Raw genomic sequence first — 25,295 nt, forward strand, 5'->3', positions numbered from 1 at the left:
TCTTTAATTACCATCCGCTACTGACCAAAGATCGCTACTATTTTTAAGAGATTTTTAACCAATGCCAAGCAACGATTTACTACACCGTTTTTTATTTGATGACTGCGATGTGCGCGGTGAGATTGTCACGCTAGGAGATAGTTACCGCGAAGTGCTAAGCCACAATCCACAAGCACCCGCCATCCAACGATTACTCGGCGAATTTCTGGCGGCTGTTGGATTGTTATCCAGCACATTAAAGTTCGATGGGAAAATTATTTTGCAAGCGCGCGGTGACGGCGCAGTGGGCACCATCATGGCTGAGTGCAACCATCACAACAGCATGCGCGGCATAGTGCGCATGAACCCTGAATTGGAATTAAGCGATGAGCTTGCCAACCACGGCAATTTACAACAACTGCTCGGTAACGGTGTGCTGGTAATTACCATCGAACCACAACGCAGTGAAAGTTTTGGCGGCAAACTCGAACGTCATCAGGGAATCGTGCCTATGGATGCCGATAATCTTAGCGGATGTCTGGAGCATTATTTCCAACAGTCAGAGCAATTGGCAACGCGCTTGTGGTTTGCAGCAGACAACCATGCAGTGACTGGATTTTTAATTCAGGCATTGCCGCAACAACTTATTACCAATAGCGAAGACAACCGCGACAAATGGGAAACCATTACCACGCTCGCCGGCACGGTAAAGCGCGAAGAGTTATTGGGTTTGGATCACTCAACAGTGCTGTATCGGTTATTCAACGAACATCCGTTGCGGTTATTTGAACCCAAGGCATTGCATTTTGCTTGTAGCTGTTCGCGTGAGCGCAGTGCCAGTGCACTGCTGTCGATTGGAAAGGATGAGGTAGAAGAACTATTAGTAGAGAAAGGCAGCATTGATATCGACTGCCAATTCTGCAACCAGCATTATCATTTTTCCGCAGAAGAAGTCCGTCAGTTATTGGGCGGAAATGTTCTGCATTAACTGTGCAGCTGTTATAAAAGCAAAACCGCAAGGCGACTTGCCTTGCGGTTTTTTATCAACACAACTCGCTACACAATTCTCTACACAACAACGTCTAACGCCAACACACCCATCAGCCCGACCACGCCGATAATCGTTTCCATCAGCGACCAGGACTTAAACGTATCTTTCAAACTCAAATTAAAATATTCCTTGTACATCCAAAACCCCGCATCGTTAACGTGCGAACACATCAAGCTTCCCGCACCAATCGCCAATACCATCAAATTCGGATCAACACCTGTCAACGGAATCAAAGGAGCAACAATCCCCGCAGCGGTTAACCCCGCCACTGTTGCTGACCCGAGCGCGATGCGGATAACAGTGGCAATTGACCACGCCAGAATCAGTGGATTGATCGCAATATTTTCCAGCGAATGCGCCAGTTGCTCACTCACCCCACTCACAACCATCACCTGTTTTAATGCACCCGCGCCCGCGACAATTAATAAAATCACCGCGATATCTTTTATCGCATCGCTATACACGGTCATGACTTTACCAATGGTCATACCCTGCTTGATACCTAACGTATAGGTTGCAAGCGCCAGCGCAATCATCAATACCACCATTGAATTAGCGAAGAATAACGTCACCGGTGCATCGGCAACAGCCGCTGGCATTGCGTAGACTGCAAGACTAGTCAATGCAATGAGCAATACCGGCAACAGCGCTGTAATAAAACTATTGGCAATGCCGGGTAATTTTTCTGGTGGCAAATCGGCCGGTTTAAATGTAGCAAGAGGAACGCTGTGAATATTTTTTAATGTTGAGGAAAAAATCGGCCCCGCGATAATCATGGTGGGAATTGCCACTAACAGTCCGTACAGCAATGTTGTGCCCATGTCGGCACCAAATTGCGGAATCAATGCAACCGGAGAAGGATGTGGCGGCAAAAATCCATGAGTCACAGAAAGTGCAGCAAGCAAGGGAATTCCTAAATACACCGCTGGTAATTTGGTCTGGTGCATCACTGAAAATACCAATGGCACCAACAGCACAAAACCCACGTTATAAAACAATGGAATACCTACAATAAAACCCGTCAGCAGCAATGCCCAGGTGATGTAATTTTTCCCGCACCAACGCATAAGGCTGCTACTGATTTGTTGGGCCGCACCGGATTCAGCCACTAACTTACCAAACATAGCGCCTAAACACAGAATGACCGCCAGCGAGCCCAACATGCCGCCAATGCCCGTTTCAATGGTGGCCGGGATTTTATCCAGAGGAATACCCAGCATGATTGCTGCGCAGATAGACGAAACCAAAAACGCCAGAAACGGATTGAGCTTTACCCAGGTGATCAGTACCACCAGAATAAGAATTGCAATAATGACTGCTGCAATAGCCATACAAGTACCTTCTCGTTATTGTAATTGTATTTGTGGATACAAAAGAGCACAGGCATCGTCTTGCAGGACAGACCTACCAAAACAAGATGCCACTTGAAACTGCAGGATACGAAAAAATAGGTATCGTGTTTTTAATTTAACAATATTTAACGATTACCTATTCGCTCAGAGCTTTTAAATTTATTTTTAAGCTTGCCCTTTTAGATTTAACTCTTGAACTGGAATTTTTATATCGGCGCTTTTAATGTGCACTCATTTTTGATTTGCTTAGAAAGCACTTTTATTATTTCAAACGCCGCGCGCGAAATTTCCTGCCTTTTAATTTTCCATCGGATAATTGCTTGAGCGCCGCTTTCGCAATACTGTGATCAACAGCGACATATGCAGTAAAATCAAACATGTCGATCTTGCCAATTTTTTCAAAGGGTAAACCGGCATCTTTAGTGAGTGCGCCAATAATATCGCCCGGACGCAACTTATCTTTTTTACCGCCATCGATATTAATCGTTACCATTGCCGGTTCAGGCAATAACCGGCTATCGCTTTGTGGAAGTTTTTCCAGCGTAATCGATTGCTTCATGTAGTCTTCAAGGCGGTTAATTTTGTGTACTTCTTTTTGCACAACCAAACTTAACGCCAATCCGGATTCACCTGCGCGCCCCGTGCGCCCAATACGATGCACATGCACTTCACTGTCGCGCGCCAAATCCACATTGATCACCGCATCCAGACCTTTGATATCAATACCGCGCGCGGCCACATCGGTAGCGATTAATACCGAACAGCTTTTATTGGAAAAACGAACCAATACTTGGTCGCGCTCGCGCTGTTCCAGATCGCCATGTAAGGTCAATGCGCTAACATCGTGATCACGCAAATACTCAAGCAGTTCATCACATGCAATTTTGGTATTGCAAAACGCAATGGAAGTTTCAGGCTTGAAATGCGCGAGCAATGACAATACAGCGGGAAAACTTTCACTGGTATCTTGCAGCTCATAAAAATGCTGCTCGATATTAGTGTCGCTATGAATCGCCTCCACTTTTACCATCAGCGGATCGCGCTGATAACGCGCGCTGATTTTTTTAATATCATCAGGATAAGTTGCCGAGAACAACAATGTCTGGCGTTCGATATTACAGGCGGCAATTACTGTTTCCAGATCATCTGCAAAACCCATCTCCAACATACGGTCAGCTTCATCCAACACCAGTTGGTTGATGCTGTCGAGCTTCAAAGTACCTTTGGAAATATGATCCACAATACGCCCCGGCGTGCCCACAACAATGTGTGCGCCCCGCTCAAGCGATCCAATTTGGGGGCCAATCGATACACCACCACAGAGCGTTAACACTTTTACATTGTGCGTTGCACGTGCAAGGCGGCGAATCTCTTTGGCAACTTGATCGGCGAGCTCACGCGTAGGGCACAACACTAACGCTTGCACACCAAAAAAACGGACATTCAATTTTTCCAATAATGGAATACCAAAGGTTGCTGTTTTTCCACTGCCCGTTTTGGCCTGGGCAATAATATCCCTGCCAGCTAACACTAACGGCAAACTTTGCGCCTGAATATCGGTCATCTCGTTATAACCCAGAGATTCCAGATTAGCGAGCATGTCAGGGTTAAGGGGAAGCGAGAAAAAAGCAGTCGTATTCACGGGAATCTCAATCTAAAAGGTTATTGCATGGATAATGTCGGCAGAATACCAGTAAAATTCCACCAAGTCGCCCACAGAGAAGGGCAAGCCCCACGACAGGATTAGATTTGTTTATGCAATTACATTTGTTATTCAAGCCTTCAATCGCAGCACTTTTGCTAACATTCTTAAGTACTGCTGCCTATGCGCAAAAAAATCAGGACCTGCCTGACAGCAACACAAAAAAATGGGAATTGGGTTTAGGGGTTGGAGCGGTCTCAGGCCCAGATTATCGCGGCTCCGATGAATATCGCAGTTTTATTAGCCCCATTCCTTATTTTGTCTATCGCGGAAAAATTATCCGCTCTGACCGCGACGGTGTGCGCGGCAATTTTTTACGCACAGACCAATATGAATTTACCGTCAGCGCAAGCGCGTCCATCACACCCGAAACAGACAAAAGCACATTGCGTGAAGGCATGCCGGAGTTGGGCTCAACATTGGAACTGGGGCCATCACTGAATATCAATTTAACGGGCGATAGTTTTGCAGAAGGCTGGCATCTGCAAATTCCATGGCGCGCGGTATTCGCTATAGGCGCAGAGGATTCAGGTTATATTGGCTCGGTATTTACGCCGCAGTTTGTGTATCGCAATAAATTGCAGGAGTGGACATTTACTTATCGCGCAGGCGTTGCGTTTGCAAGCGAGGGTTATCACGATTATTACTACAAGGTAGATCATGATTACGTCACAGCAACGCGCAATTATTTTGATGCTAGCGGCGGCTACAGTGGCTGGAATAACCAAGCGGCATTCAGCCGCAAATTCAATCACAACGGCATTAACACCCAGCTGGCTTTTTTTATTCGCTACGACAATATTGAGGGCGCAGATTTTACCAACAGTTCACTTGTGGTGAGTAATCACTCTTATCGCGGTGGCATTGCATTTATTTGGGTGATCAAATAAATCTCAACCTAAACCCTGCGCAAAATACCTTAAAGCCGCTTTAATAAACCGAGGGTTTTAATCAGAGGCATCGCCTCAAATAAACCTGACGTTTGTGCAAGCTTCCATATTTCATAAGGCGGACGGCCACCATCAGCGGGGTTGGGAAACACATCGTGAATAGCAAGCCATCCACCGCGCATCACATGGGGCGCCCAACAGCGGTAATCGTTGAGCGCCGCTTCCATACTGTGACCACCATCGATAAAGACGAGTGACAATGGTGTTGACCAATAGCGTGCAGCGAGGCTTGAAGGCGCAACAACAGGAACAACAACATCTTCCAACTCTGCTCGCGCTAATGTTTGGCGAAACTCACGGAAGCTATCCATTTTACCGGCAGCGGAATCGTACAATGCAGGGTCGTGATATTCCTCACCAAGTTGATGCTCTTCCGATCCGCGGTGATGATCAACAGCAAACAGCACGCTATTATTTTTTTTGCATGCACCACCAAGATACACCGTGGATTTCCCACAATAACTGCCAATTTCCAAACAGGGCGCACGACCGGCAGCCGCAGCGGCGTACTCATACAATGCAGCACCTTCAACGGGATCCAAAAATCCTTTTACTGTTTCGATATCAATTGGCAGCATGGCTTATTCTCACTCATAATTGAGCCCGCATTCTAACAGACATGCCTCCCTAACAGGCATGTCACTGGCAAACAGCAAAGCCCCCTAAACAATCAATCGAGGCCACAATGCGCCGTAGCAATACGCCCTACCCGGTTAAACGTTTATACAAAATAATTAACAACTGGTATGTAAAACGTTTCATTGCTCCGCAGTTTGATAGTTTGGGCAGCATTCCGGAAATTGCACACCCACGCAGTCTGGTTATTTTTGGGCGTAATATTCATTTAGGAAAATACGCGCAAATTATTTGCGCGAGTGATAACTGTGTGCGATTAACCAGCTGGCCAAGCAAGCAAGCCGACGCAGAAATTATTATTGGGGACTACTGTTTAATTTCGCCCGGCGTGAGAATTTCATCCGCAAAATCTATCCGGATTGGCGATAACTGCATGTTTGCAGCAAATGTCATTATTAGCGATAGCGATTGGCACGGCATCTATAACCGCATCCGCCCCTTTCGCTGTACTAAACCGGTGGTGATTGAAAATAATGTATGGCTCGGCGAGCGAGTAATTGTTACCAAAGGCGTGACTATTGGCGAAAATTCAGTGGTAGGCGCAGGCTCGGTGGTAACCAAATCCATTCCGCCAAATTCAGTGACCGCAGGGAATCCTGCGCGGATTATTAAAACCATCAATCCAAACCGCAGGATGTTAAAACGGGAATTGCTGTTCAGCGATCCGGAGCATTATTTTGATAATCAGGATCAGCTGGATAAATTTATGCTGGGAAATAATGGGTGGATCAATTGGCTTCGCTCGCTGATTTCACCCAACCAAAAAGATTAATATAAATTGATCACCAACCACACGCACCCGCAGAGAATTCCAGGAGTGCGCGTGAATTTTATTAATGACTGAAGCGACAGTCTTTCAACACGACTCTATCTGGCATTCCTTTCTGGAAGTGCGAAAAAGTTCCAGTCAATTTGGCGAACTCACCTTCACTTAATTTTGCAGCCGCAGCGCGATCCTCTTTCGCCATTTGGCACACAATCGGAGGCCAGAATGTAGACTCATCCGTGTCGAGCGTTCGCATAAAACTATTGCCGTCGATGGTGACTTTATACCAAAGCTCAATCGTTCCTTCATTTTCAAGCGGCGTACCTATTGTCCCATCCAAAAGATAACGCTTCCCCTTGTAATGGGCAGTAATCATTTCTGCGGTTTTCCGTTTTGATAACCGATAAATATCTTTCGCCAACCAGCGTGGCTGCTCTTCAATAACAGGCTCGGGTTTGATGGCTGCACGAGCCTTGGCCGCAATTGCCTCGCCCTCTTTTCCGGTTTTGATCCGCGCAATCATTCCACACATGCCTTTACGGATATCTTCCGGCTTGGCGACCGTGCGCCGGTTTAGTTTTGTGCGAATACTGACATCGGCCTTTGTGCCTTGGTTAACAGCAGTAAGATAAATCAGAAATGGATGACGGCCATTTTTTTGCTTGATGGTCAACGTGCCTTCGGTAGCAGTTAATTCCTCCCCGAGAACGTTAAATCCATCCGCAAGCGCAATTGTGCGCAACTGTCCTAGCGCACTGGATGCATTGAGATCAGTAAAGGAGGTTGATGTAGAAAATTCTGCACCATTACGAGGATCACCCTCGGCGCGAAAATTGGTTTCGCAGGTATTGGCGTGAGACACAGAGGCAGCGGCCAATAGAAACGCAAAGGCACATATTTTGACAACTTTCATTGAGATTTCCTTAACCAAAAAAGTATGAAGGGAGGACAAATATCAAACACTAATCAGGGTCTGGATAATAAGCTGTTAAAAAATGTAATTACGTTATTGTGATTATTAATACGCGCAAGTGTTACGCAGAATAGCCTTTGAGATCCAAAGCAACACGCAACAATGCAGCAACCGATATTCCATCAGTAATTTCGCCATTGAGTACCATGGCGATAGCATCCTGTAGCGGCAATTTTTTGTATTCAATATCTTCCGTCGCTTCCAGCTGTTGCTGACCCTCGAACAAATCACGTGCAACAAATACTACGCAATATTCATCAGTAACCGAATTCGACAAATGCATGGTCATTAACTGCTGCCACTGATTCGCACGCAAACCCACTTCTTCTTCCAATTCACGCTTTGCCGCGTCCAGTGGATTCTCACCTTGTGGACAACCGCCTTCAGGAATTTCCCAAGTATATTGATTGAGTGAGTAACGGCTTTGTTTTACCAGCCAGGTATTGCCGTCTTCATCAATTGGTACCACACCGATAGCGGTATTTTTGAAATGCACCACACCGTAAATACCGTCAGTCCCTTTAGGGGTAATCACTTCTTCGTGAGATACTTTTATCCAGGGATTTTCATACATCACTTGCGATGTTTTTGTTTTCCAACCACCTATTTTTTCATTCATCACTGATGCGCTCTGTTAATGCAGCCGATGGGGATCGAGCTCTACATGGGTAATGTGAGGCCCCAACATAATGACGCGCCCCAAATAACGGTCTGAACCGCCCACCGTAAATTCAAAATAGAAAGCCCGCCAAAGCGAGAGAACACCTTTGTCATTACGCTTGAACCAGATACGTCGCAAATACACATTTTCATCAAGCAATTGCACATCCATTTCAGCACAACGTTTTTGCGCCGCAATGTAGGCACGCTCTTTCACGCGCAATGCACCGCGCCAATAATAAATAACGATGGCAATCAAGGTAAGCCAAAGAATGGATTGCAAATCAAACATGGGGAACAAGCCAAAGCAGGAAAAGAGTCATTGTAAGGGCAATGACAGAAAAGAAATAATCATTAAAAACAACAAAGGGTGATTGATTACTCAATCACCCTTTTCGAAACTCACACAGATTAAAGTGGAGTTACGTTTTCGGCTTGTGGACCTTTTTGACCTTGAGTTACTTCGAAAGTCACTTTTTGACCTTCTTTCAAGGTTTTACGGCCATTGCCGTTAATTGCGCGGAAGTGTACGAATACATCGGCACCGCCTTCACGCTCAATAAAACCGTAACCCTTGTCATCATTGAACCACTTAACAACACCAGAGACTAGATCTGACATAGTTTCCTCATCTTGCATCTTAAAACGTCAGCGTAGCTGACCGAACAAAAAAACCGACTTTACTAAAAGCCAGAGTGAAATAGCCTGTAATAAAGCTATTGCTCAGGTCGTGGTACGTCCAAGTGTCTTGAGCAAGCGGTTGTCTTACAAAAGCCTAGTCTTGGGGCGGATCTCAATCTGTAGCAGCTCAAAATTAAAACACTAGCCTGCGCCGAGTCAAGCGGTTATAAGGGAATTTAGAGAATATCGACACATAATTATTAAGCTGTGTAAGAGGGACACATTTAATCGGGCATTTTTGAGTCATCTTGTGTTTTTTTGCCATGATTTTGTGCAGTTTTTGCAGCAGCCTTGCCCAGTGTTTCGTGCAAAAACAGTGCAACAGGAATTAATGTAAAACCCAATATCATGACGTGGCGTTTAATGCTTTGAAATTCATAGCCTTGCTTGGCTAATTGGTAACAAGCCAAGGCCCATGCTGCCGCGGCAAAATAGCCCCATCGCCGATGCTTATACACACCCCATGCAACTGCTGCCGTTACGCAGGCCAAAAATAATCCGTAGATATTTAAAAACGAAATAAAACCGGCAATTGACGCTAACAAAATCATCAATAAAAAGAGGTTTAATACATTTGAAACAATCAAGAGTTTTGACATAAATACTTCTTTAAAAAAATGTTACTTTTCTACACCAATTTAATCAGAACTGGATTTACCTTTATCTCGCCAGTCCTGATATTTTTTATGCACGCCCCGGGTGAACGCCTGGGAGTAATCTTCCAACAAGTCCACACCCACCAGGACAGCGATGACGACTATCGATAATTTAATTGCAACCAGGTGGTAACCAATAGCAATAACTACCCCTATAGCAGCCAACACCCAAATAGTGGCTGCCGATGTCACGCCCAACACAAAACCATCGCGCGCCAGCATGACACCTGCACCCAAAAAACCGATGCCGGTAATAACCTGGCCAATAATCCGCGAGGGGTCAGTTACCACCTTTTCGGGGCCGGACATATGCGCAGACACATATAAAGATGCCGCAATAAAAATATAGGTTCCCAGGGTGATCAATGATGATGTGCGTATACCTACTGGCTTACCGCGCAATTGGCGCTCAATCCCGATGATGCTGCCGCACAGCAATGATGTCCCGATACCAGCCCAATCAAAGGGCGCAACTGAAAATAGTGCTAAATCCATAACCTCATCCTGACTAAGCTGTTAAGGCACGCCCAGCGCCGCATTGATAATAATTTTTTTGATACCCGATACAGAGTTTAGTTGGCGCATGCCGGTATTGCGCAGCCAGTTGATGGCAATTGAGCGACTGCCGAATAATCGCTTGAAACCCTCCATTGCCGACATCATGCCGAGATTACCAGCGAGCCGCTGGCGCTGATAACGGCGCAGGATGGATGCATCGTGAAGCGGAATACCGCGCACCAGTGCGCGTTCAATTTCATTTACCAGCGCAATAACATCCAACAAACCGAGATTAACGCCCTGCCCTGCCAACGGATGAATGTTGTGCGCGGCATCCCCAACCAATGCAATGCGTTGCTGTATGTAAGATGTTGCATGACGTTGGCGCAAAGGAATGCAATAGCGCTGATCGCAGCGAATGACTTTACCCAAACGCGATTCGAACGCATCCGTCAGCCGCGCACAAAAATGTTCATCATCAAGTGCCATCAACTCCTGTGCAAAATCGTTATCTGCAGACCACACAATGGAACATTGATGCGCATCACCATTTTGTTGGAGTGGTAAAAAAGCCAAAGGCCCCGTGTGCATAAAACGCTGCCACGCGGTAAATTCATGCGGTTTTTCTGTGCGTACGGTAGTGATAATTGCCTGCTGGTTGTAATCCCATTCGCGCGTTGCAAACCCGGCCAGTTCACGCACACTGGATTGCGCTCCATCCGCCGCAATCAATAGTGACCCAGTGATCTCATCGCCATTGTTCAAGGTAATGCGCACAGGTGAGGCCATATCAGCCTCAGAGTGAAGTGCGACGACTGCCGCAGGCTGAATTAATTGAATAGTCGCGAATTCGTCCATACGTTTACGCAAATGCGCAACAAGCAGCGAGTTTTCAACGATATGCCCCAGGTGATCTTGCTGCACATCCGCACAATCAAATTCAATTGCTGCAGTGCCTTCGCCGTCCCACACTTTCATTTCGCGATAGGCACACACTCGCTCGTTAGCAATACCATTCCAACAGCCGATTTTTTTCAATAAATTTTCCGACGCATGTGTCAGCGCAACCACACGCGGATCAAAATTGTCACCGCTAAACTGCGCAGCGGAATTACTCGCTTCAATCACTGCAATACGCAACGACTGCGCTGCATTCAATTGTGCAATTGCACAAGCCAGTGATGCGCCTACCAAACCTGCCCCTACAATAATCACATCGAAATGCGATGAGCCATGGGGAATAATTTTTGATGCAGGATCAACGGCGGGCGTTTTTTCGGCAGCAAGAAAGCCGTCTGGTTTCCAATGAAATTTACGCCCTGCAGTGCCCATGGTTTGCGCCACAAACTGGTCTTTCAACAATGGCAGCGACTCAAGACTTAATAAACCTAAATGCCGCAACGCAATGAGTGGCAGTTGGTTATTAGAAAAAAGACGAACCAATTTATCGCTGAATTCGATGGTAATTTCCTGATCCAAAGCTTGCATCGCAACATACTGTTGCAGCACCGATAAATCACCGAGCGATTGGTTATCCGCCACTGCCTTACGCAAGATTTCTGCCAGACATGCGCAATCGCGCAAGGCTAAATTAAAACCTTGTCCGGCAACCGGATGCAAAAAGTGCGCTGCATTTCCCATCAACACGAGATGAGAGCGAACTTGTTCTTGCGCCAAGGTTAATTGCAACGGATAGGCAAACCGTTTTGCGACACGGGTAAATTTTCCCACACGATGGCCAAAACGCTCTTGCAGCTGCGCAAGAAATATTTCATCACTACCGGATTGGATTTCTTCTGCCTGTGCAGACGGTAATGTCCACACCAAAGCAGCCTGGGATGAATGATGTGATTCACCCAAGGGTAATAACGCGATTGGCCCTTGGTCAGTAAATCGCTCAAACGCGACACCATTGTGTGGCTCGGAAAATTCTACATTAGTGATGATCGCCGTTTGCTCATATGCTCGAACATCGGTACCGATTCCCAGCTGTTGACGCAACGTTGATTCGCCACCATCTGCAATCACAGCCAGCGAGGTATTGATCAGCAATACCTGTTCACCTTTTTCCGGGTGTGTGTGCAATAAATGTAACTGTGCAGAATGTTCGTGCGGAACAATGTGGGTAACTTGTGCAGGGGCGAAGCAGTGAATATTGGATTGCGCTTGCACGTGTGCAAGCAGCACCTTACCCAGCCAGGTATTTTCAACAACATAACCCACTGCATCCAGATCGCGCTCGGCTGCATCAATCACACCACCTAAAAAATGCCCGCGATCCGACACATGTACTTGCGCAATTGCTGTCACGTGCTGCTGCAGTAAATTCCACAAACCTAACTGCTTGAATATTTCCACTGAACCGAGTGAGAGCGCAGTTGAGCGCGCGTCAAAACTGGATTGAAAATGTATTTCATCGGCACGCGCAAATGGCTGTGAATCGATCAGGGCGATTTGCACCTGCGGTAAACTGGCTGCAAGCAAACTGGCAAGACTTGCCCCCACCATGCCGCCGCCAATAATGGCGATATCAAATTCAAACGATTGGGTCATAGCAAATAATATTAACCTGCCATCAGGGCTTCAATTTCGGCGACGGTTTTGGGTACATCTTTGGTGAGCACTTCATTGCCGTCTTTGGTAATTACGACATCGTCTTCAATCCGGATACCTATACCACGCCATTTTTTCGCAACACGCTCATTGTCAGGCGCAACATAAATGCCCGGCTCTACGGTCATTACCATGCCCGGTTCGAGCACGCGCCATTCACCACCGACTTTGTAATCGCCAACATCGTGCACATCCATTCCCAGCCAGTGGCCAGCGCGGTGCATATAAAATTCTTTGTAAGCTTCGCTTTTGATTAATTCATTCACGTCACCTTCAAGCAAACCGATTTTTACCAAACCTTCGGTAATCACACGCACGGTTGCCTCGTGTGGATCATTCCAATGTTTACCGGATTTACATTCAGCGATTGCTTCCAGTTGTGCTTGCAAGCAAATGTCGTACAGCGCTTTTTGTTCGGGTGAAAATTTTCCGTTTACCGGAAAGGTGCGGGTAATGTCAGCCGCGTAATAATCCAGTTCGCAGCCCGCATCGATCAGCACCAGATCACCATTTTTCAGCGGTGCTGAATTTTCAATGTAATGCAGGATACAACCATTTCTTCCGCCGCCGACGATGGAATTGTATGCAGGGAAACGCGCACCGCTCATTTGGAATTCGTGCATGATTTCGGCTTCAAGCTGATACTCCATCACTCCCGGTTTAGCAGCTTTCATCGCACGCACATGGGCGCGTGCTGAAATTTCGCCCGCTTCTTTCATCACACGCAATTCGGCAGCACTTTTAAATAAACGCATGTCATTCAAAAAATGACTCAAATCCAAAAACTCACCCGGTGGTGTTGCGCCGGAGCGGACTTTTGCGCGGATGGTGTTGACCCAATCCATCACATGCTTATCGAATTCGCTGTCTTTCCCCATGGAGTAGTACACGCGCTGCCGTCCTTCCAACAGCCCCGGCAGAATTTCATCGATATCATCAATCGGAAAGGCATCGTCAGCATCAAATTCGCTGCAAGCACCTTCCGGCCCCGCGCGATAGCCATCCCAAATTTCCCGCTCGCGGTTGCGCTCGCGCACAAACAAAACATATTCGCCGTGATCGCGGCCGGGAATTAATACCAATACAGCTTGCGGCTCTTCAAATCCGGAGAGATATAAAAAATCGCTATCCTGGCGGTAGTGATATTCGGTATCGCGGCTGCGCGGGCGCTCAGGCGCAGCAGGTACTATGGCGATAGAGTTAGGTTCCATCTGCGCCATTAATTGTTTACGGCGACGGGCAAATTCAGTTCGGGAGATTCTCATGGATGCGCTCACACATTTTTTTCACGGTTGTTCACACAATCAATGCAACAAATCAGATGCAGGCGCGCTGCTGGATGGATCAAGTGGCGCAGCAGGCTCAGCTGAAAATTCAAAATACAATGAGTTGACCACAACACGAACGTATTCGGTCACCTCCATATAATCTGCTTCTGAGCTGGATTCATCCTCTTCATCATCGGCCTGGATTTGGACAATATTGGCAATGTCTTCCAACATCTCTTCAAATTCTTCATTGATCACACGTTTACCTTGATGATCAACACTGCCAAAACCAGTTAGAAAGCCATGGCACCATTCGCTCAAACCACGCACGCGCTCACTGAGCAAACTGTCATCGTCAGGCAGCATCAATTTCAAACTCATTTGGCCCTGAAGCTGATCATTGGTGGTGTGATACAGCCGGCTCAGCGCGATACGCACACGCTCATCGGGCGCAGCAATAAAATCGAGGAATTCAACGGCTTCCAGCAGCCAATGGGTTTCACTCAGTGTTGCACCACCCGCCAACTTGCCACATAAAAGTCCGTGCAATTCAGAGGGGCTATTCAATGTGCCCAAGGGAGCCAACAGGTTGGCGAGTTCATCAAAATTCAGGGGGGTGAGCAGTTGCTCGGGGGATGTGTTTTCAGTCATGTAGGCCTCTCATCGCAATGGGCAAATGCTATCACGATTGCCCTTGGCGGCTCCGCAAACTTTTTATATAGCGAATTCCAAGGTTGACGCACCTCAAGTAAAACCTGTTTGTTTATCGCTTGATAGCAACTATCTTCTCGAATTCACATTAACTTGTGCTCTATGATTGACCACCTGCGGGCCGCACAATATAGTGGGCAACCTGCGCTATTTTATGGTTACTTATTATCATGTCTGACGATCTGCTACTCGCCCTCGAAACCAAGCTGGATAAGCTGATCCTGCTGTGTAATCGCCTGCAGCAAGAAAATGCCGAGCTTAAAACCCGCGAAAATGAATGGCAGCGCGAGCGCGTGCGGTTGATCGAGAAGAATGAGCTGGCACGCAGCCGCGTTGAGGCCATGATCACCCATTTACGTAATCTGGATGCCGAATAGCTCAACAAAAGCACCTGAGAATAAGCACCCGATAAAAAGCACCCGAGAATACGCCATGAGCAACGAAACCGTTTTTGTAAAAATCCTCGATAAGGAATATCAGGTTGCCTGCCCGCGCGAGGAGCGCCAGGCGCTGGTGGAATCAGCGCAATTGCTGGATGAGCGCATGAAAGCGATCCGCGGCACCGGTGCCGTCATTGGCCTTGAGCGTATTGCAGTCATGGCTGCGCTCAACTTGAGTCATGAGTTGCTGCAGGCCAAAACCTCCTCAACCGGAACAAGTGGTTCAGCCAACCAATCTGATTTATTGCGCCTGAACGAGAAGCTGGATCGCACCCTGTCCGGTTTGGACCGAGAATAGTCTTTATTAAAAGCAACTTGGATTAAAAATCACCATAAGCGCAAATAACGACTTTTTTCCAGCCCCGTTTAAGACGATTAATCAATAAACGGCTATATAACCCAAGCATAATTTCATTTGCGAATAACCGGTAACTCTGGGTTATACTGACGCCACGCCCTGGAATGTTTGCAATCCAACAATGTCCTTGAGCCGATAAATGTTAGCCCGGCAGTATCTCGTTGAGTTTGGTGTGCATGTCCGCCTGACGGAAAGCCTAAAAAGCCACAGGTATCGCCACCTTGAACCTTTGGGTTCAAGGCCAGCTTGGTAAGCGGCATTTCGGGGTCTTTTAATTCTCTCTTGTTTTCCTCACGATTGTTCAAGGCTGTTTATGGCCGACCCGCTTCCCCCATCACTACAAACACCTTCACAAACTACGGCAACCGCACATGCAAAATCAGCTTTGCGCAGCGAATTGCGTGCACGCCGAAAAGCCTTGAGCATCACACAACAAGCACATGCGTCACTCTTGTTATTGCGCCAGCTGATGCAACTGCCGCAATTTATGCGCGCGCGTCATGTCGCTCTGTATATTGCAAACGATGGTGAAATTGACCCGGCCCCCATTGCCCAACAATTGTGGAAAATGGATAAGCACTGCTATTTACCGGTGCTACGCCCTGACAAAAATAAAACCCTGTGGTTTGTGGAATACACGCCCGATGCAGCTCTGACGAAGAATCGATTCGGTATTCCCGAACCGGATTTTCGCCAGCACCATAAACTACCGGCACAGCGTCTGGATGTTGTGCTTATGCCGTTGGTTGGGTTTGATCGCAGCGGGGCGCGTTTGGGGATGGGCGGTGGTTTTTACGATACAACCTTTGCGTTTAAACAAAAAAATAGCGCGGGAAAACCTTATCTGATTGGCCTGGCGCACAGTTGCCAGGAAGTTGATTCACTCGCGACAGATGCCTGGGATATTCCGTTGTTCGCCATCGCAACCGAACAGGAAATTCTGCTTACGCATCAATAAAAAACACGTCAATAAAAAATACATCGATAGAAATCCATCCATAAACACGCAATTGCTGCCTACAAAAAACAACTCCCGCAAGAGCGGGAGTTGTTGTCGAAAATTCCGTTTATCGCCTGATTTTTCCGATGCACCTGTATCTGTTTATTCAGAGACCGACTCTACTGCTGCCTCTGCAAACGACACTAAAGTACCTACATCTAACAGGGTTACACAAACTCCTAAACAAAATATCAAGATCACAGCGGAGAGAACATCGACTTTCATGGTGGTAACCTTGCGCAATATTATTTTAAAAAAACAACATCTTTTATAAGCGACCACAAAACAGCCCAAGGCTGTGGCGTGGATAAATAATAGGCAAGGATTTGCTGGAAGGAAACCAATGACCCATAAAAAACTGCAAAAAAAACGCACTTTTTAGCAAAAAAGTGCGTTTTTCCCGATGTTTTCCATGCTTTTAATGGAGGGAGCTACAAAAACACCGGTAAATCATGGGTATTTTTGTAGCTGATCGCGGCGAGTTGTATCGCCATCAACTGACGATCTGTGCATCCTTGCCGCGAACGAATTACCAAAAAAATCTATTCCGGTTTAAGGAGCAACCGTTACTGCGCGACTGGTTGCATCGCCAAGACGGCTGCGCAGTAATACTGGATTATCCTTGACTGGCAGCGCGCCGGTGTAGGAAGTCCAGGTCTCGCCTTGATCCAAACTGATTTCTATTGCGAGTCCAGGTAAGGAGGTATTGGCCAACAATTGGCTTTTTTCAATCACCGCGCCCGGTGGTGGCAGATAAAAACTACCGCCTAATGAAGCGAGTTTTGGCAATTCTTTGGTACTTAATTGCACGGCGAATGCAGCCCAATCAGCAAGGCGCTCACTGGCATCCAGCTTGTCACCTTCCCAAGATGCTTTGTGCCATGCACGCTCAGCCAGTGGAATCAAACGCGGATAAATCATCTGCTCCATTTGCGCACCAGTGCGGATGGTTTCACTCCAAACCTGCCCTTGCATACCGCGCAAATTCTCAGGCTTTTCCAGCGCGGGCATAGCGCGCCCTACCAAGGCTTCCAGATTTTCAATCGCTGCACCATTGCGGGTTTTATCGGCATTAGCGTAGAGATTGTCAGGCATGAAACCAAACACTTTGGAGGCATCGGTGTAGCGCGCAGCCCAATAGTAACCGCGCTCTTCCGGATTAGCCTCGTGCGGGTGATCGAAATACAAATGGGTTGCCGCTGAAATAATCGGTTCATAACCGGCATTTGCCAAACGATACGCGCGGTCAGCAACGCCCCACTCCCAGATGTTATCCCACGCATTTGCCAGTACATGTTTGTTGGCGAATTGGGCGCGATTAAAGGTGTTGTTAGGATCGTACATCAAACCGTCTTCCCAACCGCCCAAATCCAAACCACGCGCAGCAGTGATAGCCGCAACTTTACTGACAAAGTAGGGTTTCAGATCCGCAGGGCCAGCAACGCCCATCTCGCCTTTGGCAAAGAGAGCATTACACGCAGGTGAAGCAGTCCAGGAACCTGCGCCCACTTCATCGCCGCCCATATGGAAAGTCACCAGTCGCGTTCCGGCTTTGCGATACATTTGCTGCAATTCGTAAATCACTTTATCTACGAATGCATAGGTTGATGGCAAACACACGTTGATGGAGTTGTCGGTGTAGTTTTGCACCGTCATGTATTGGGATTTATCCAATGGATCGGATAACAAATACTGCTCAGCTTCGGCTTTTTTACCGTCTTTCAGCAGCTTTTTGTAACGTGCCTCCATGGATTTCACCGCAGCACGCGCGTGGCCGGGCATATCAATTTCCGGAATCACTTCGATGTGTCGCGCACTGGCAAATTTCAAAATTTCAATGAAGTCTTCGGTGGTGTAGTAACCGTTACCTGAACCGGTTTTGTGTGGACCAGTGCCCAACTGGGTCAGCAGGCAGCTCTGCTCGCTCAGATCAAAACAGCGATGCGCGCCGACATCGGTCAGCTCTGGCAAGCCGGGGATTTGCAAACGCCAGCCTTCATCTTCGGTAAGGTGCAAATGCAATTTGTTGAGCTTGTAACGCGCCATTTGCTCGATCAAACGCAAGGTGTATTCCTTGCCATGGAAGTTGCGCCCCATGTCGTACATCATGCCGCGCCAGCGATAGCGTGGAGCATCATTGACCGTCAGTTGCGGCAAGCTGTGGCTCGCAGCAGTTTGCGCCGGCAGCAAACTCAATACGCTTTGGATACCGTAAAACGCACCGGCATTATCACTGCCGACGATGGTAATTTTATCGCCCGAGATATTGAGACTATAGGCTTCGCTCTTGCCGATAGACGCATCGACTTTCAGCTCAATTATTTTAGCGGATGACACAGTAACACCACCTGCCGCGCTCACCTGTGCCGGGCTTGATGCCATGGTAATACCGGCCGCTTTTAATTGATCGGCAAGATACTTGGCTTCGCCGGTTAAACGGCCTGCGTAGCTGATTTTCCAGCTGTTATCAATCACTGCCGTACCTTTGCGATATTTCACATCGGCGGGTGTCGGGATAATTTTGGGAGCAGCATCTACCTTGGCGGCAGCGGCATTCACCGCAAGGTTATCCTGATAGCGGGTAGTAGGTGTCGCGATAGGGTAAAGATCCGGTGAAAAACGTTGCAGTTGTTCCGGCTTGGTAAACGGCTCGACAAATTCACTGAGGTTTTCGGTATTGGTATTGGCGAATATTTCCGTTGTTAAGCCTTGCTGGGCGATAAATGCACGCGGCATAAAATCCGAGTAACTCACCAGACTTGAACTCGCGGCGTAGGGCACTACCAGTTTCGCCCCTGTTGCGAGCCCCTTGAAAGATGCGGTTGGTGCAAGCTCATGCAAATCGCCTTGTATGTGGCGCAGGCTCAAACCTTCTACCGTTGCAGAGTCCAGTTTACGCACCGAGTGAATGTAAATCCGCCAATCGCCCTGCCCTGCAGGTAACGCAGCGCTTGAGTCATTGACCAGTATCACCTGCCCTTGCGGTTTCGCTCCCAGATTGTTTACAACACCAAAGCGCAGCTGGGCTTTGCCCGCAAATTCACTGAGTTGTTGCTGGCTAAGGTTTCCAGCGAAGGCGCTTTGGGCGAGCCCTAACGCCAACGTCAATGCGCCTAAATGCGCAGCGATATGTTGACCTGCAGATTTCATTAGCAATGCTCCTGCTATGTGTTTGTTGTAGTTAATGTTGCAGTTAAGTTCGTTGTAGCTAAAGTCGTTTTAATGGGTTGATTTAACACTTGGGTTATTTGACACTTTAATCACCTGACAACGTTGTCCAGATTACACCATAAATCCGGATGTGCCAGTTTCTGAACATAAATTAACCCTTTGGGAGGAATAGCCTTAAGGATAGACAGGGATTGGCAAATTGCAGGACAAGCCGTAATCGATGCCTGGGCAGACAGATAACAGGGGGATGTATAGAGTCAAAAGCGCGATGCAGCCGACAGGCTGCATCGCGGGTAAAGGAATTACCCGAGGAAGAATTTATAGGCTTCGTTTTTGGTTTCATCCCAGAAGGGATAATTCAGGTCATTCAAAAACGCTTTCAGCTCGCTGTAATCTTTTTTAGGCACCTGCATACCCACCAACACACGTGCAGAAGCAGAGCCATGGTTGCGGTAATGGAACAGCGAAATATTCCAGCGACCAGCCACTTTGTTCAGAAAGGTCATCAACGCACCCGGACGCTCGGGGAATTCAAAACGATAGAGCACTTCATCGGTGATCTGCGGAGCGTGACCGCCCACAAGGTGGCGGATATGCAATTTCGCCAACTCGTTTTCTGTCATATCCACCAAATCATAACCCTGGGCTTTTAGCTCCTCGACCAAATCAGCGCGATCTTTTCCGCCTGCCGCCACTTGCACGCCCACAAAAATGCGCGCGTCTTTGGCATCCGCGTAGCGATAATTAAATTCAGTGATGTTGCGCTTACCCAGTGCTTTACAAAATTCTTTATAGGCACCGGGGCGTTCCGGAATTGTCACCGCGAGAATGGCTTCGCGCTGCTCACCAATTTCCGTGCGCTCACTGATATAACGCAAACGGTCAAAATTGATATTGGCACCGCAGTCGATCGCCACCAGCGTTTGGCCGGTGATACCGTGTTGTGCCACGTATTTTTTCAGGCCAGCCACGCTGGTCGCACCGGCGGGTTCTGCGATGGAACGCGTATCTTCAAAAATATCTTTGATGCCTGCACAAATTTCGTCGGCGGTGACAGTCATGCACTCATCGACCACCTTGCGCAGCACACGGAAGGTCTCCTCACCGATTTGCGCAACCGCGATGCCATCCGCAAAGATGCCAACCTGCGGCAACACAACGCGTTTTTTCTTTTCCATCGCCGCCATCAGGCACGCCGACTCTTCCGACTCCACCGCGATAATTTTGGTTTCCGGGCGCAGGTATTTCACATACGCACCAATACCTGCCGCCAAACCACCGCCGCCGACGGCGATAAAAATCGCATCAATTTTGCCGGGATACTGATGCAGGATTTCCATGGCGATGGTGCCTTGACCCGCGATCACATCCGGATCATCAAACGGGTGGATATAGGTCATGCCTTTTTCTTCCACCAATTTTTTCGCGTACGCAGAGGCTTCGTCATAGCTATCGCCATGCAACACCACTTTGGCACCGCGTGCGCGTACGGCATCCACTTTGATCGCAGGTGTCGTGCGCGGCATCACAATGGTCGCCTTGATGCCCAAATGCTGTGAGCCGAGCGCGACACCCTGTGCATGGTTGCCCGCCGAGGCGCAAATCACACCGCGGTTGCGCTCTTCTTCGGTCAGTTGTTGCAGTTTGTTATACGCACCGCGCAATTTAAATGAAAACACCGGCTGTAAATCTTCGCGTTTGAGCAAGACTTTATTGCCGGTGCGCGTTGACAACAAGCGCGCTTCATCGAGCGGGGTTTCTATCGCCAGATCATAGATACGGGCGTTGAGGATACGTTTTATGTAGGATTCAGGCATGATTGTTTTGCATAATGAAGTGAAAAAGTCACCGCAGTGTAAACAATTTGGCCGCCGCTGGCACGGCGAAAATCCGTATAATAACGTTTTTGGCGGATGCGCCTGACGTTCACACCGAGCCAGTCGCAAGCGACTGGCGGGCTCTCTATCAGCACAAAGAACCATCAAAACGAGACTACCATGACTCAAGACCAACTCAAGCAAGCTGTCGCGCGCGCCGCGATTGAATACATCAAACCCAAATTATTCAACGACTCCATTATTGGCGTCGGCACTGGTTCTACTGCCAATTTTTTTATCGATTATCTGGGCGAGATCAAATCCCTGTTTGCCGGTGCTGTCGCAAGCTCTGATGCGTCTGCCGAGCGCTTGAAAAAACTCGGTATCGATGTGCTCGATTGCAATTCCGTCAGCGAGCTTGCGGTGTATGTTGATGGTGCGGACGAAAGCAACGCCTACCTGCACTTGATCAAAGGCGGCGGTGCGGCCTTGACGCGCGAAAAAATCGTGCGCGCGGTATCGAAAGAATTTGTATGCATCGCCGATGGCAGCAAATGGGTCGATGTACTGGGCAAGTTCCCGCTACCGGTCGAAGTAATTCCCATGGCGCGCTCTTACGTCGCACGCGAGCTGGTCAAACTGGGCGGCACACCGGTATATCGCGAAGGCGTAGTTACCGACAACGGCAATGTGATCCTTGATGTCCACAATTTACAGATCATCGATCCGGTGGGATTGGAAAACCGCATCAACCAGATTACCGGCGTAGTGACCAATGGCTTATTCGCCGCCAAAGGTGCCGATGTATTGCTGCTGGGCACTGCCGAAGGGGTAAAGACCCTGTATCCACGCTAGGCCTGTTTGCCCAAAAAACAAAAGAGGATGCCCCTCGCGGAACATCCTTTTTTTTGCCACTTAGAAATCTGCACGCACACCCAGACTAATGCGGCGGCCAGAAAATTCGTACATCGACGGGAATGACGGATCAATGGTGTAAGCGCTGGTTTCTTCGTCGGTAATATTGATACCTTCTAGCACTACTTTGATCGCATCGATCACCTGATATCCAAGCGAAATATCCGTTTGACCGTAAGCATCTCGGTAGACCGGATACATATCGCTCGCGATATATTCAACATACTTGTCTTTGTAGTTGTAAGAAATGCGCGCATCAAACAAGTCATTTTCGTAATAGAACGTCAGGTTGTAGGTTTCATCTGCCAAACCTTCCGGCGGTGCCGGAATATCCAAATCCGATTCACCAGTGAGTGAATTATCCAGCGCAGTGTAGTTGGCGTTGATACCAAAACCTTCCAGTGATTCATGCAGCATCGTCAGCGGAAATTGTGCAATTAATTCCACACCCGATACGTCGTAATCGCCTTCTGCATTCACCTTTTGATAAATTTCAAAATCATACACGCCATCGATAGTGCCGTTGGCATTGTATTTGGTCACATCTTTTACAACGCCGGTGAGTGACTCACGCACTACGCCTTCAATTTTTTTCTCAAAATAAGATGCAGCAAAGAGTGCGTTATCGCCCACATACCATTCCAGACCCAGTTCCCATTGGTCAGCATAGGTAGGTTTCAAATCCGGGTTGCCATCGCGATATTTAAAATCATTCAGGCTCACGGTGCGTTTGTACGCAATATCGCCCAGTGCCGGTCGCATTAGCGTTTGCGATGCCGCTGCGCGCAACATCAAACCTTCACGCAATTCCATATTCATGTTGAGGCTTGGCAGTACATCGTTGTAATTGCCTTCTTTGGAAATGGGTGTTGGCGTATAACCGGTAGAGCCGTTTGCATTCTGGATTTGGTGATAACCAAACGACAGCACTGAAGTATCTACTGTGCGTACACCGGTATTGACCATCACCGGCATAGCCGCCAGGTCAAATGTAAAATCAGCCATGGCATAGAGGCTCACGACCTCTTCATCGACGCGATAATATTCGCTATCGGCAAATTCCACGTTGAAACCGTCGTAGCGGAAAGTATCGCGCGCATAACCGTTGGATACTTGCGACCACTGCGGACTGTTGGATGATTGCGACAAATATTTTCCACCGGGAACCAAATCGGAAACCGGCGTTAACTCGCTGTCTTGCAAGGTGCGCACATTGCGCCACGAATTGTCACCGGCTTTGGGTCCACGCACAGTATTGGTTCCGCGCTCGCGCTCTTTGGATTTATCGGTATAGCGCGCACCAAATTGCACTTGATTCAAAGCGCTGAAGAAATCCAACTCCAAGGGTTTAGTGAAACCCAATTGTGCTGCATATTTATCATCCTGAATTGCTTCGAGGTTCACTTCGTAGGAATCGAATAAATATTTTTCCGGCGAATTGTACATATCAATGCTTTTTGGATTGGCGCTCAACAGCGTCTCACCACCATTGTTGGTGTAACGACTGCGTGAAGGTGCAAATGCCACGTGTTTTAAATTGCTGGTGTCCGAGATTTTTTCTGCACCTGAATAACCGATAAGCCCGTCAATTAACCACCCGCCAATTTCCCACTCCATGTCAAAGCTGTACTGGGTAAAATCAGTTTCGTGCACGTTTTCTTTGCTCAAGAATTCGTGTTGTGTCGCCGCGTAGGAAACATCGGTCAATACCACAATACCGTGTTTGGCGAGCGTTGTGTTGTCGTAAGCGTGAACAGTTTCTAATGCGCTAATGCTCGAAGCTGTGTAGGCCGCCGCATCGTATTCGTCTTCGGTGTTGTCATAGCCGCCGAGCATGGCATCAAAGGTGAGGCTAAAAGTGCTGCTTGGTTGATATTGGAAAGCGGCAGTTGCACCCCACTTGTCCTGCTCATTCAAATAAGCGCGATCGCCGATCTTGTCATGAAACACAACGCGATTGGTTTCTTCCTTGTTAAAAGGATCACTAATTTTTACACCGGTATCGCGCTCAAGCACCGCGATGGTTTGGTCAGCTTGCCATTTTGATGAACCGGTTTTTTCAGTCCAGCGCGACAATGGGCGAAAATTAATACCGGAATTGGAATCGGTTCTGTTAGTGCGCTCCGCCATCGAAAACGATACCAGCGCGCCAAAGTCACCAAAGGTATTGCTCGCCAACATGGAAATTTTTGGATCAATTTTTTCCGAAATAGAATTGTGTGCGCCTTCGGCTGACACAACCAATTTCGCATCGCTGTAATCAAATGGACGCGCTGTTGAAATCAACACTGAACCCGCAATTCCGCCTTCTTCGTCAAGAGCGGTAGGGGATTTTTTAACCGTCACACTTTGAATAATTTCCGATGCAAAAATATCGAACTCAACATCGCGCCCACCACTGCCTGATGCAGTAGAAAGGTTATTAATGGAAATATGGGTGAATTCACTGGGCAGGCTGCGCACATTCACTTTGCTACCCAAACCTTTATTGCGCTCAATGGTTACACCGGGCATACGCTGCAAGGCTTCAGCAAGGTTTTGTTCGGGGAAATCGGCAATATCGGTGGCGACAATAGAATCAGAAAAACCAATCGCATTACGTTTAATATCAATCGCTTTTTCCAGACTCTTGGCGTAGCTGCCAGTGACAACAATCTCTTCAAGCTGGTCAGCACCCTGCGCCATACCTTGCAGTGATAGCGCTGCCAATGCAGCACCAAACACTATGCGGGAAACGGCTTCACTTAATGGGTTCCTGCCTGAATGGATTGCGATGTTTTTATGAGTTCTCACGTTAACGTCCTCTATTTATTACAGTTAGAAAAACAACATTCGACCATTTCTAGCTCTCATAAAAAGAGAAAACTCCATTTTACTTCCCAAGCAGATTGATGTTCCTGAGCAGGAATTAGAAACGCACGGCACCATAAACGACGTGCATTTCATTTTTATTGCTGTTCTATTTCCACCGCTTCATTTAACAATTATTAACAATGTATCCTCGTATTTTTATATGCCGACTTTCTATCGAAATTTCATTTTATTGTTTGTCATAAGGCTGTAGCGATTCTGCAATAGACTGCACCGTTATTTGATTG

Annotated in this window: 22 protein-coding genes and 1 other RNA gene; 8 read left to right on the forward strand and 15 right to left on the reverse strand. The window is 47.7% G+C overall.

Translation table 11 applies throughout. The features are described 5' to 3' along the window. The first annotated feature begins 61 nt into the window (after nucleotides 1-61). Nucleotides 62-967, forward strand: a complete 906-nt coding sequence (hslO, locus tag B2739_RS05205) for an Hsp33 family molecular chaperone HslO (RefSeq protein ID WP_331344809.1) — start codon at nucleotides 62-64, stop codon at nucleotides 965-967. 80 nt (nucleotides 968-1,047) lie between these two features. Here the strand turns inward: hslO and B2739_RS05210 are convergent, their stop codons facing one another. Together B2739_RS05210 and dbpA are read right to left on the reverse strand one after the other, a co-directional pair. Beyond that, nucleotides 1,048-2,361: a gluconate:H+ symporter gene (locus B2739_RS05210; protein ID WP_331344810.1), complete on the reverse strand. Its 1,314-nt coding sequence runs from the start codon at nucleotides 2,359-2,361 to the stop codon at nucleotides 1,048-1,050. Between the two features lie 283 nt (nucleotides 2,362-2,644). Continuing rightward, nucleotides 2,645-4,024: an ATP-dependent RNA helicase DbpA gene (dbpA, locus tag B2739_RS05215; RefSeq protein ID WP_331344811.1), complete on the reverse strand. Its 1,380-nt coding sequence runs from the start codon at nucleotides 4,022-4,024 to the stop codon at nucleotides 2,645-2,647. Between the two features lie 113 nt (nucleotides 4,025-4,137). On the opposite strand from dbpA, the gene B2739_RS05220 reads away from it, so the two are divergent. Continuing rightward, nucleotides 4,138-4,974: a MipA/OmpV family protein gene (locus tag B2739_RS05220; protein ID WP_331344812.1), complete on the forward strand. Its 837-nt coding sequence runs from the start codon at nucleotides 4,138-4,140 to the stop codon at nucleotides 4,972-4,974. 29 nt (nucleotides 4,975-5,003) lie between these two features. On the opposite strand, the gene B2739_RS05225 is transcribed toward B2739_RS05220, so the two are convergent. Beyond that, nucleotides 5,004-5,612 carry a class I SAM-dependent methyltransferase gene (locus B2739_RS05225; protein ID WP_331344813.1) on the reverse strand — a complete coding sequence of 203 codons (609 nt, stop codon included), beginning with the start codon at nucleotides 5,610-5,612 and terminating at the stop codon, nucleotides 5,004-5,006. Nucleotides 5,613-5,719: 107 nt separating this feature from the next. On the opposite strand from B2739_RS05225, the gene B2739_RS05230 reads away from it, so the two are divergent. Further along, on the forward strand, nucleotides 5,720-6,442 hold the full coding sequence (locus B2739_RS05230; protein ID WP_331344814.1) for an acyltransferase: 723 nt from the start codon (nucleotides 5,720-5,722) through the stop codon (nucleotides 6,440-6,442). 61 nt (nucleotides 6,443-6,503) lie between these two features. Here the strand turns inward: B2739_RS05230 and B2739_RS05235 are convergent, their stop codons facing one another. The 9 genes from B2739_RS05235 to B2739_RS05275 all read right to left on the reverse strand — a co-directional run bounded on the left by B2739_RS05235 (nucleotide 6,504) and on the right by B2739_RS05275 (nucleotide 14,436). Next, entirely contained in the window at nucleotides 6,504-7,349 is an 846-nt protein-coding gene (locus B2739_RS05235; RefSeq protein WP_331344815.1) for a hypothetical protein, read from the reverse strand. 121 nt (nucleotides 7,350-7,470) lie between these two features. Then, nucleotides 7,471-8,028 (reverse strand): NUDIX hydrolase, encoded by a 558-nt coding sequence (locus B2739_RS05240; RefSeq protein WP_331345125.1) that lies wholly within the window; start codon nucleotides 8,026-8,028, stop codon nucleotides 7,471-7,473. Nucleotides 8,029-8,043: 15 nt separating this feature from the next. Next, nucleotides 8,044-8,361, reverse strand: coding sequence for a DUF3301 domain-containing protein (locus B2739_RS05245; RefSeq protein WP_331344816.1), 318 nt, complete (start codon nucleotides 8,359-8,361; stop codon nucleotides 8,044-8,046). A 119-nt stretch (nucleotides 8,362-8,480) separates the two neighbouring features. After that, nucleotides 8,481-8,690, reverse strand: coding sequence for a cold-shock protein (locus B2739_RS05250; RefSeq protein ID WP_039912329.1), 210 nt, complete (start codon nucleotides 8,688-8,690; stop codon nucleotides 8,481-8,483). A gap of 284 nt (nucleotides 8,691-8,974) precedes the next feature. Beyond that, nucleotides 8,975-9,349 carry a hypothetical protein gene (locus tag B2739_RS05255; RefSeq protein ID WP_049631602.1) on the reverse strand — a complete coding sequence of 125 codons (375 nt, stop codon included), beginning with the start codon at nucleotides 9,347-9,349 and terminating at the stop codon, nucleotides 8,975-8,977. A 39-nt stretch (nucleotides 9,350-9,388) separates the two neighbouring features. Further along, a complete protein-coding gene (locus tag B2739_RS05260; protein ID WP_331344817.1) occupies nucleotides 9,389-9,901 on the reverse strand; it encodes an MgtC/SapB family protein in 513 nt (170 codons plus the stop codon). Between the two features lie 21 nt (nucleotides 9,902-9,922). After that, nucleotides 9,923-12,457: a 2-octaprenyl-6-methoxyphenyl hydroxylase gene (gene ubiH, locus B2739_RS05265; RefSeq protein WP_331344818.1), complete on the reverse strand. Its 2,535-nt coding sequence runs from the start codon at nucleotides 12,455-12,457 to the stop codon at nucleotides 9,923-9,925. Between the two features lie 11 nt (nucleotides 12,458-12,468). Then, nucleotides 12,469-13,782, reverse strand: coding sequence for a Xaa-Pro aminopeptidase (gene pepP / locus B2739_RS05270; RefSeq protein ID WP_331344819.1), 1,314 nt, complete (start codon nucleotides 13,780-13,782; stop codon nucleotides 12,469-12,471). Nucleotides 13,783-13,821: 39 nt separating this feature from the next. After that, nucleotides 13,822-14,436: a UPF0149 family protein gene (locus B2739_RS05275; protein ID WP_331344820.1), complete on the reverse strand. Its 615-nt coding sequence runs from the start codon at nucleotides 14,434-14,436 to the stop codon at nucleotides 13,822-13,824. A 230-nt stretch (nucleotides 14,437-14,666) separates the two neighbouring features. On the opposite strand from B2739_RS05275, the gene B2739_RS05280 reads away from it, so the two are divergent. From B2739_RS05280 to B2739_RS05295, 4 genes are all read left to right on the forward strand, one after another. Beyond that, nucleotides 14,667-14,873 (forward strand): TIGR02449 family protein, encoded by a 207-nt coding sequence (locus B2739_RS05280; RefSeq protein ID WP_049631597.1) that lies wholly within the window; start codon nucleotides 14,667-14,669, stop codon nucleotides 14,871-14,873. 55 nt (nucleotides 14,874-14,928) lie between these two features. Continuing rightward, on the forward strand, nucleotides 14,929-15,234 hold the full coding sequence (locus B2739_RS05285) for a cell division protein ZapA (RefSeq protein WP_331344821.1): 306 nt from the start codon (nucleotides 14,929-14,931) through the stop codon (nucleotides 15,232-15,234). 153 nt (nucleotides 15,235-15,387) lie between these two features. Then, nucleotides 15,388-15,566, forward strand: a non-coding RNA gene (gene ssrS / locus B2739_RS05290) — 6S RNA. Nucleotides 15,567-15,607: 41 nt separating this feature from the next. Further along, complete coding sequence (locus B2739_RS05295; RefSeq protein ID WP_331344822.1) at nucleotides 15,608-16,252, forward strand: 5-formyltetrahydrofolate cyclo-ligase; 645 nt, start codon at nucleotides 15,608-15,610, stop codon at nucleotides 16,250-16,252. A 594-nt stretch (nucleotides 16,253-16,846) separates the two neighbouring features. Here the strand turns inward: B2739_RS05295 and B2739_RS05300 are convergent. Together B2739_RS05300 and ilvA are read right to left on the reverse strand one after the other, a co-directional pair. Then, nucleotides 16,847-19,444, reverse strand: coding sequence for a family 20 glycosylhydrolase (locus B2739_RS05300; RefSeq protein WP_331344823.1), 2,598 nt, complete (start codon nucleotides 19,442-19,444; stop codon nucleotides 16,847-16,849). 323 nt (nucleotides 19,445-19,767) lie between these two features. Then, nucleotides 19,768-21,282 carry a threonine ammonia-lyase, biosynthetic gene (gene ilvA, locus B2739_RS05305; protein ID WP_331344824.1) on the reverse strand — a complete coding sequence of 505 codons (1,515 nt, stop codon included), beginning with the start codon at nucleotides 21,280-21,282 and terminating at the stop codon, nucleotides 19,768-19,770. Nucleotides 21,283-21,462: 180 nt separating this feature from the next. Here ilvA and rpiA point away from each other — a divergent pair, with 180 nt between their 5' ends. Further along, entirely contained in the window at nucleotides 21,463-22,137 is a 675-nt protein-coding gene (gene rpiA / locus B2739_RS05310) for a ribose-5-phosphate isomerase RpiA (protein ID WP_331344825.1), read from the forward strand. A 60-nt stretch (nucleotides 22,138-22,197) separates the two neighbouring features. Here the strand turns inward: rpiA and B2739_RS05315 are convergent, their stop codons facing one another. After that, a complete protein-coding gene (locus tag B2739_RS05315; protein WP_331344826.1) occupies nucleotides 22,198-24,990 on the reverse strand; it encodes a TonB-dependent receptor in 2,793 nt (930 codons plus the stop codon). Nucleotides 24,991-25,295 lie beyond the last annotated feature (305 nt).

Origin of the sequence: Cellvibrio sp. UBA7661 (genome assembly GCA_002483365.1) — a bacterium.
GTDB lineage: Bacteria > Pseudomonadota > Gammaproteobacteria > Pseudomonadales > Cellvibrionaceae > Cellvibrio.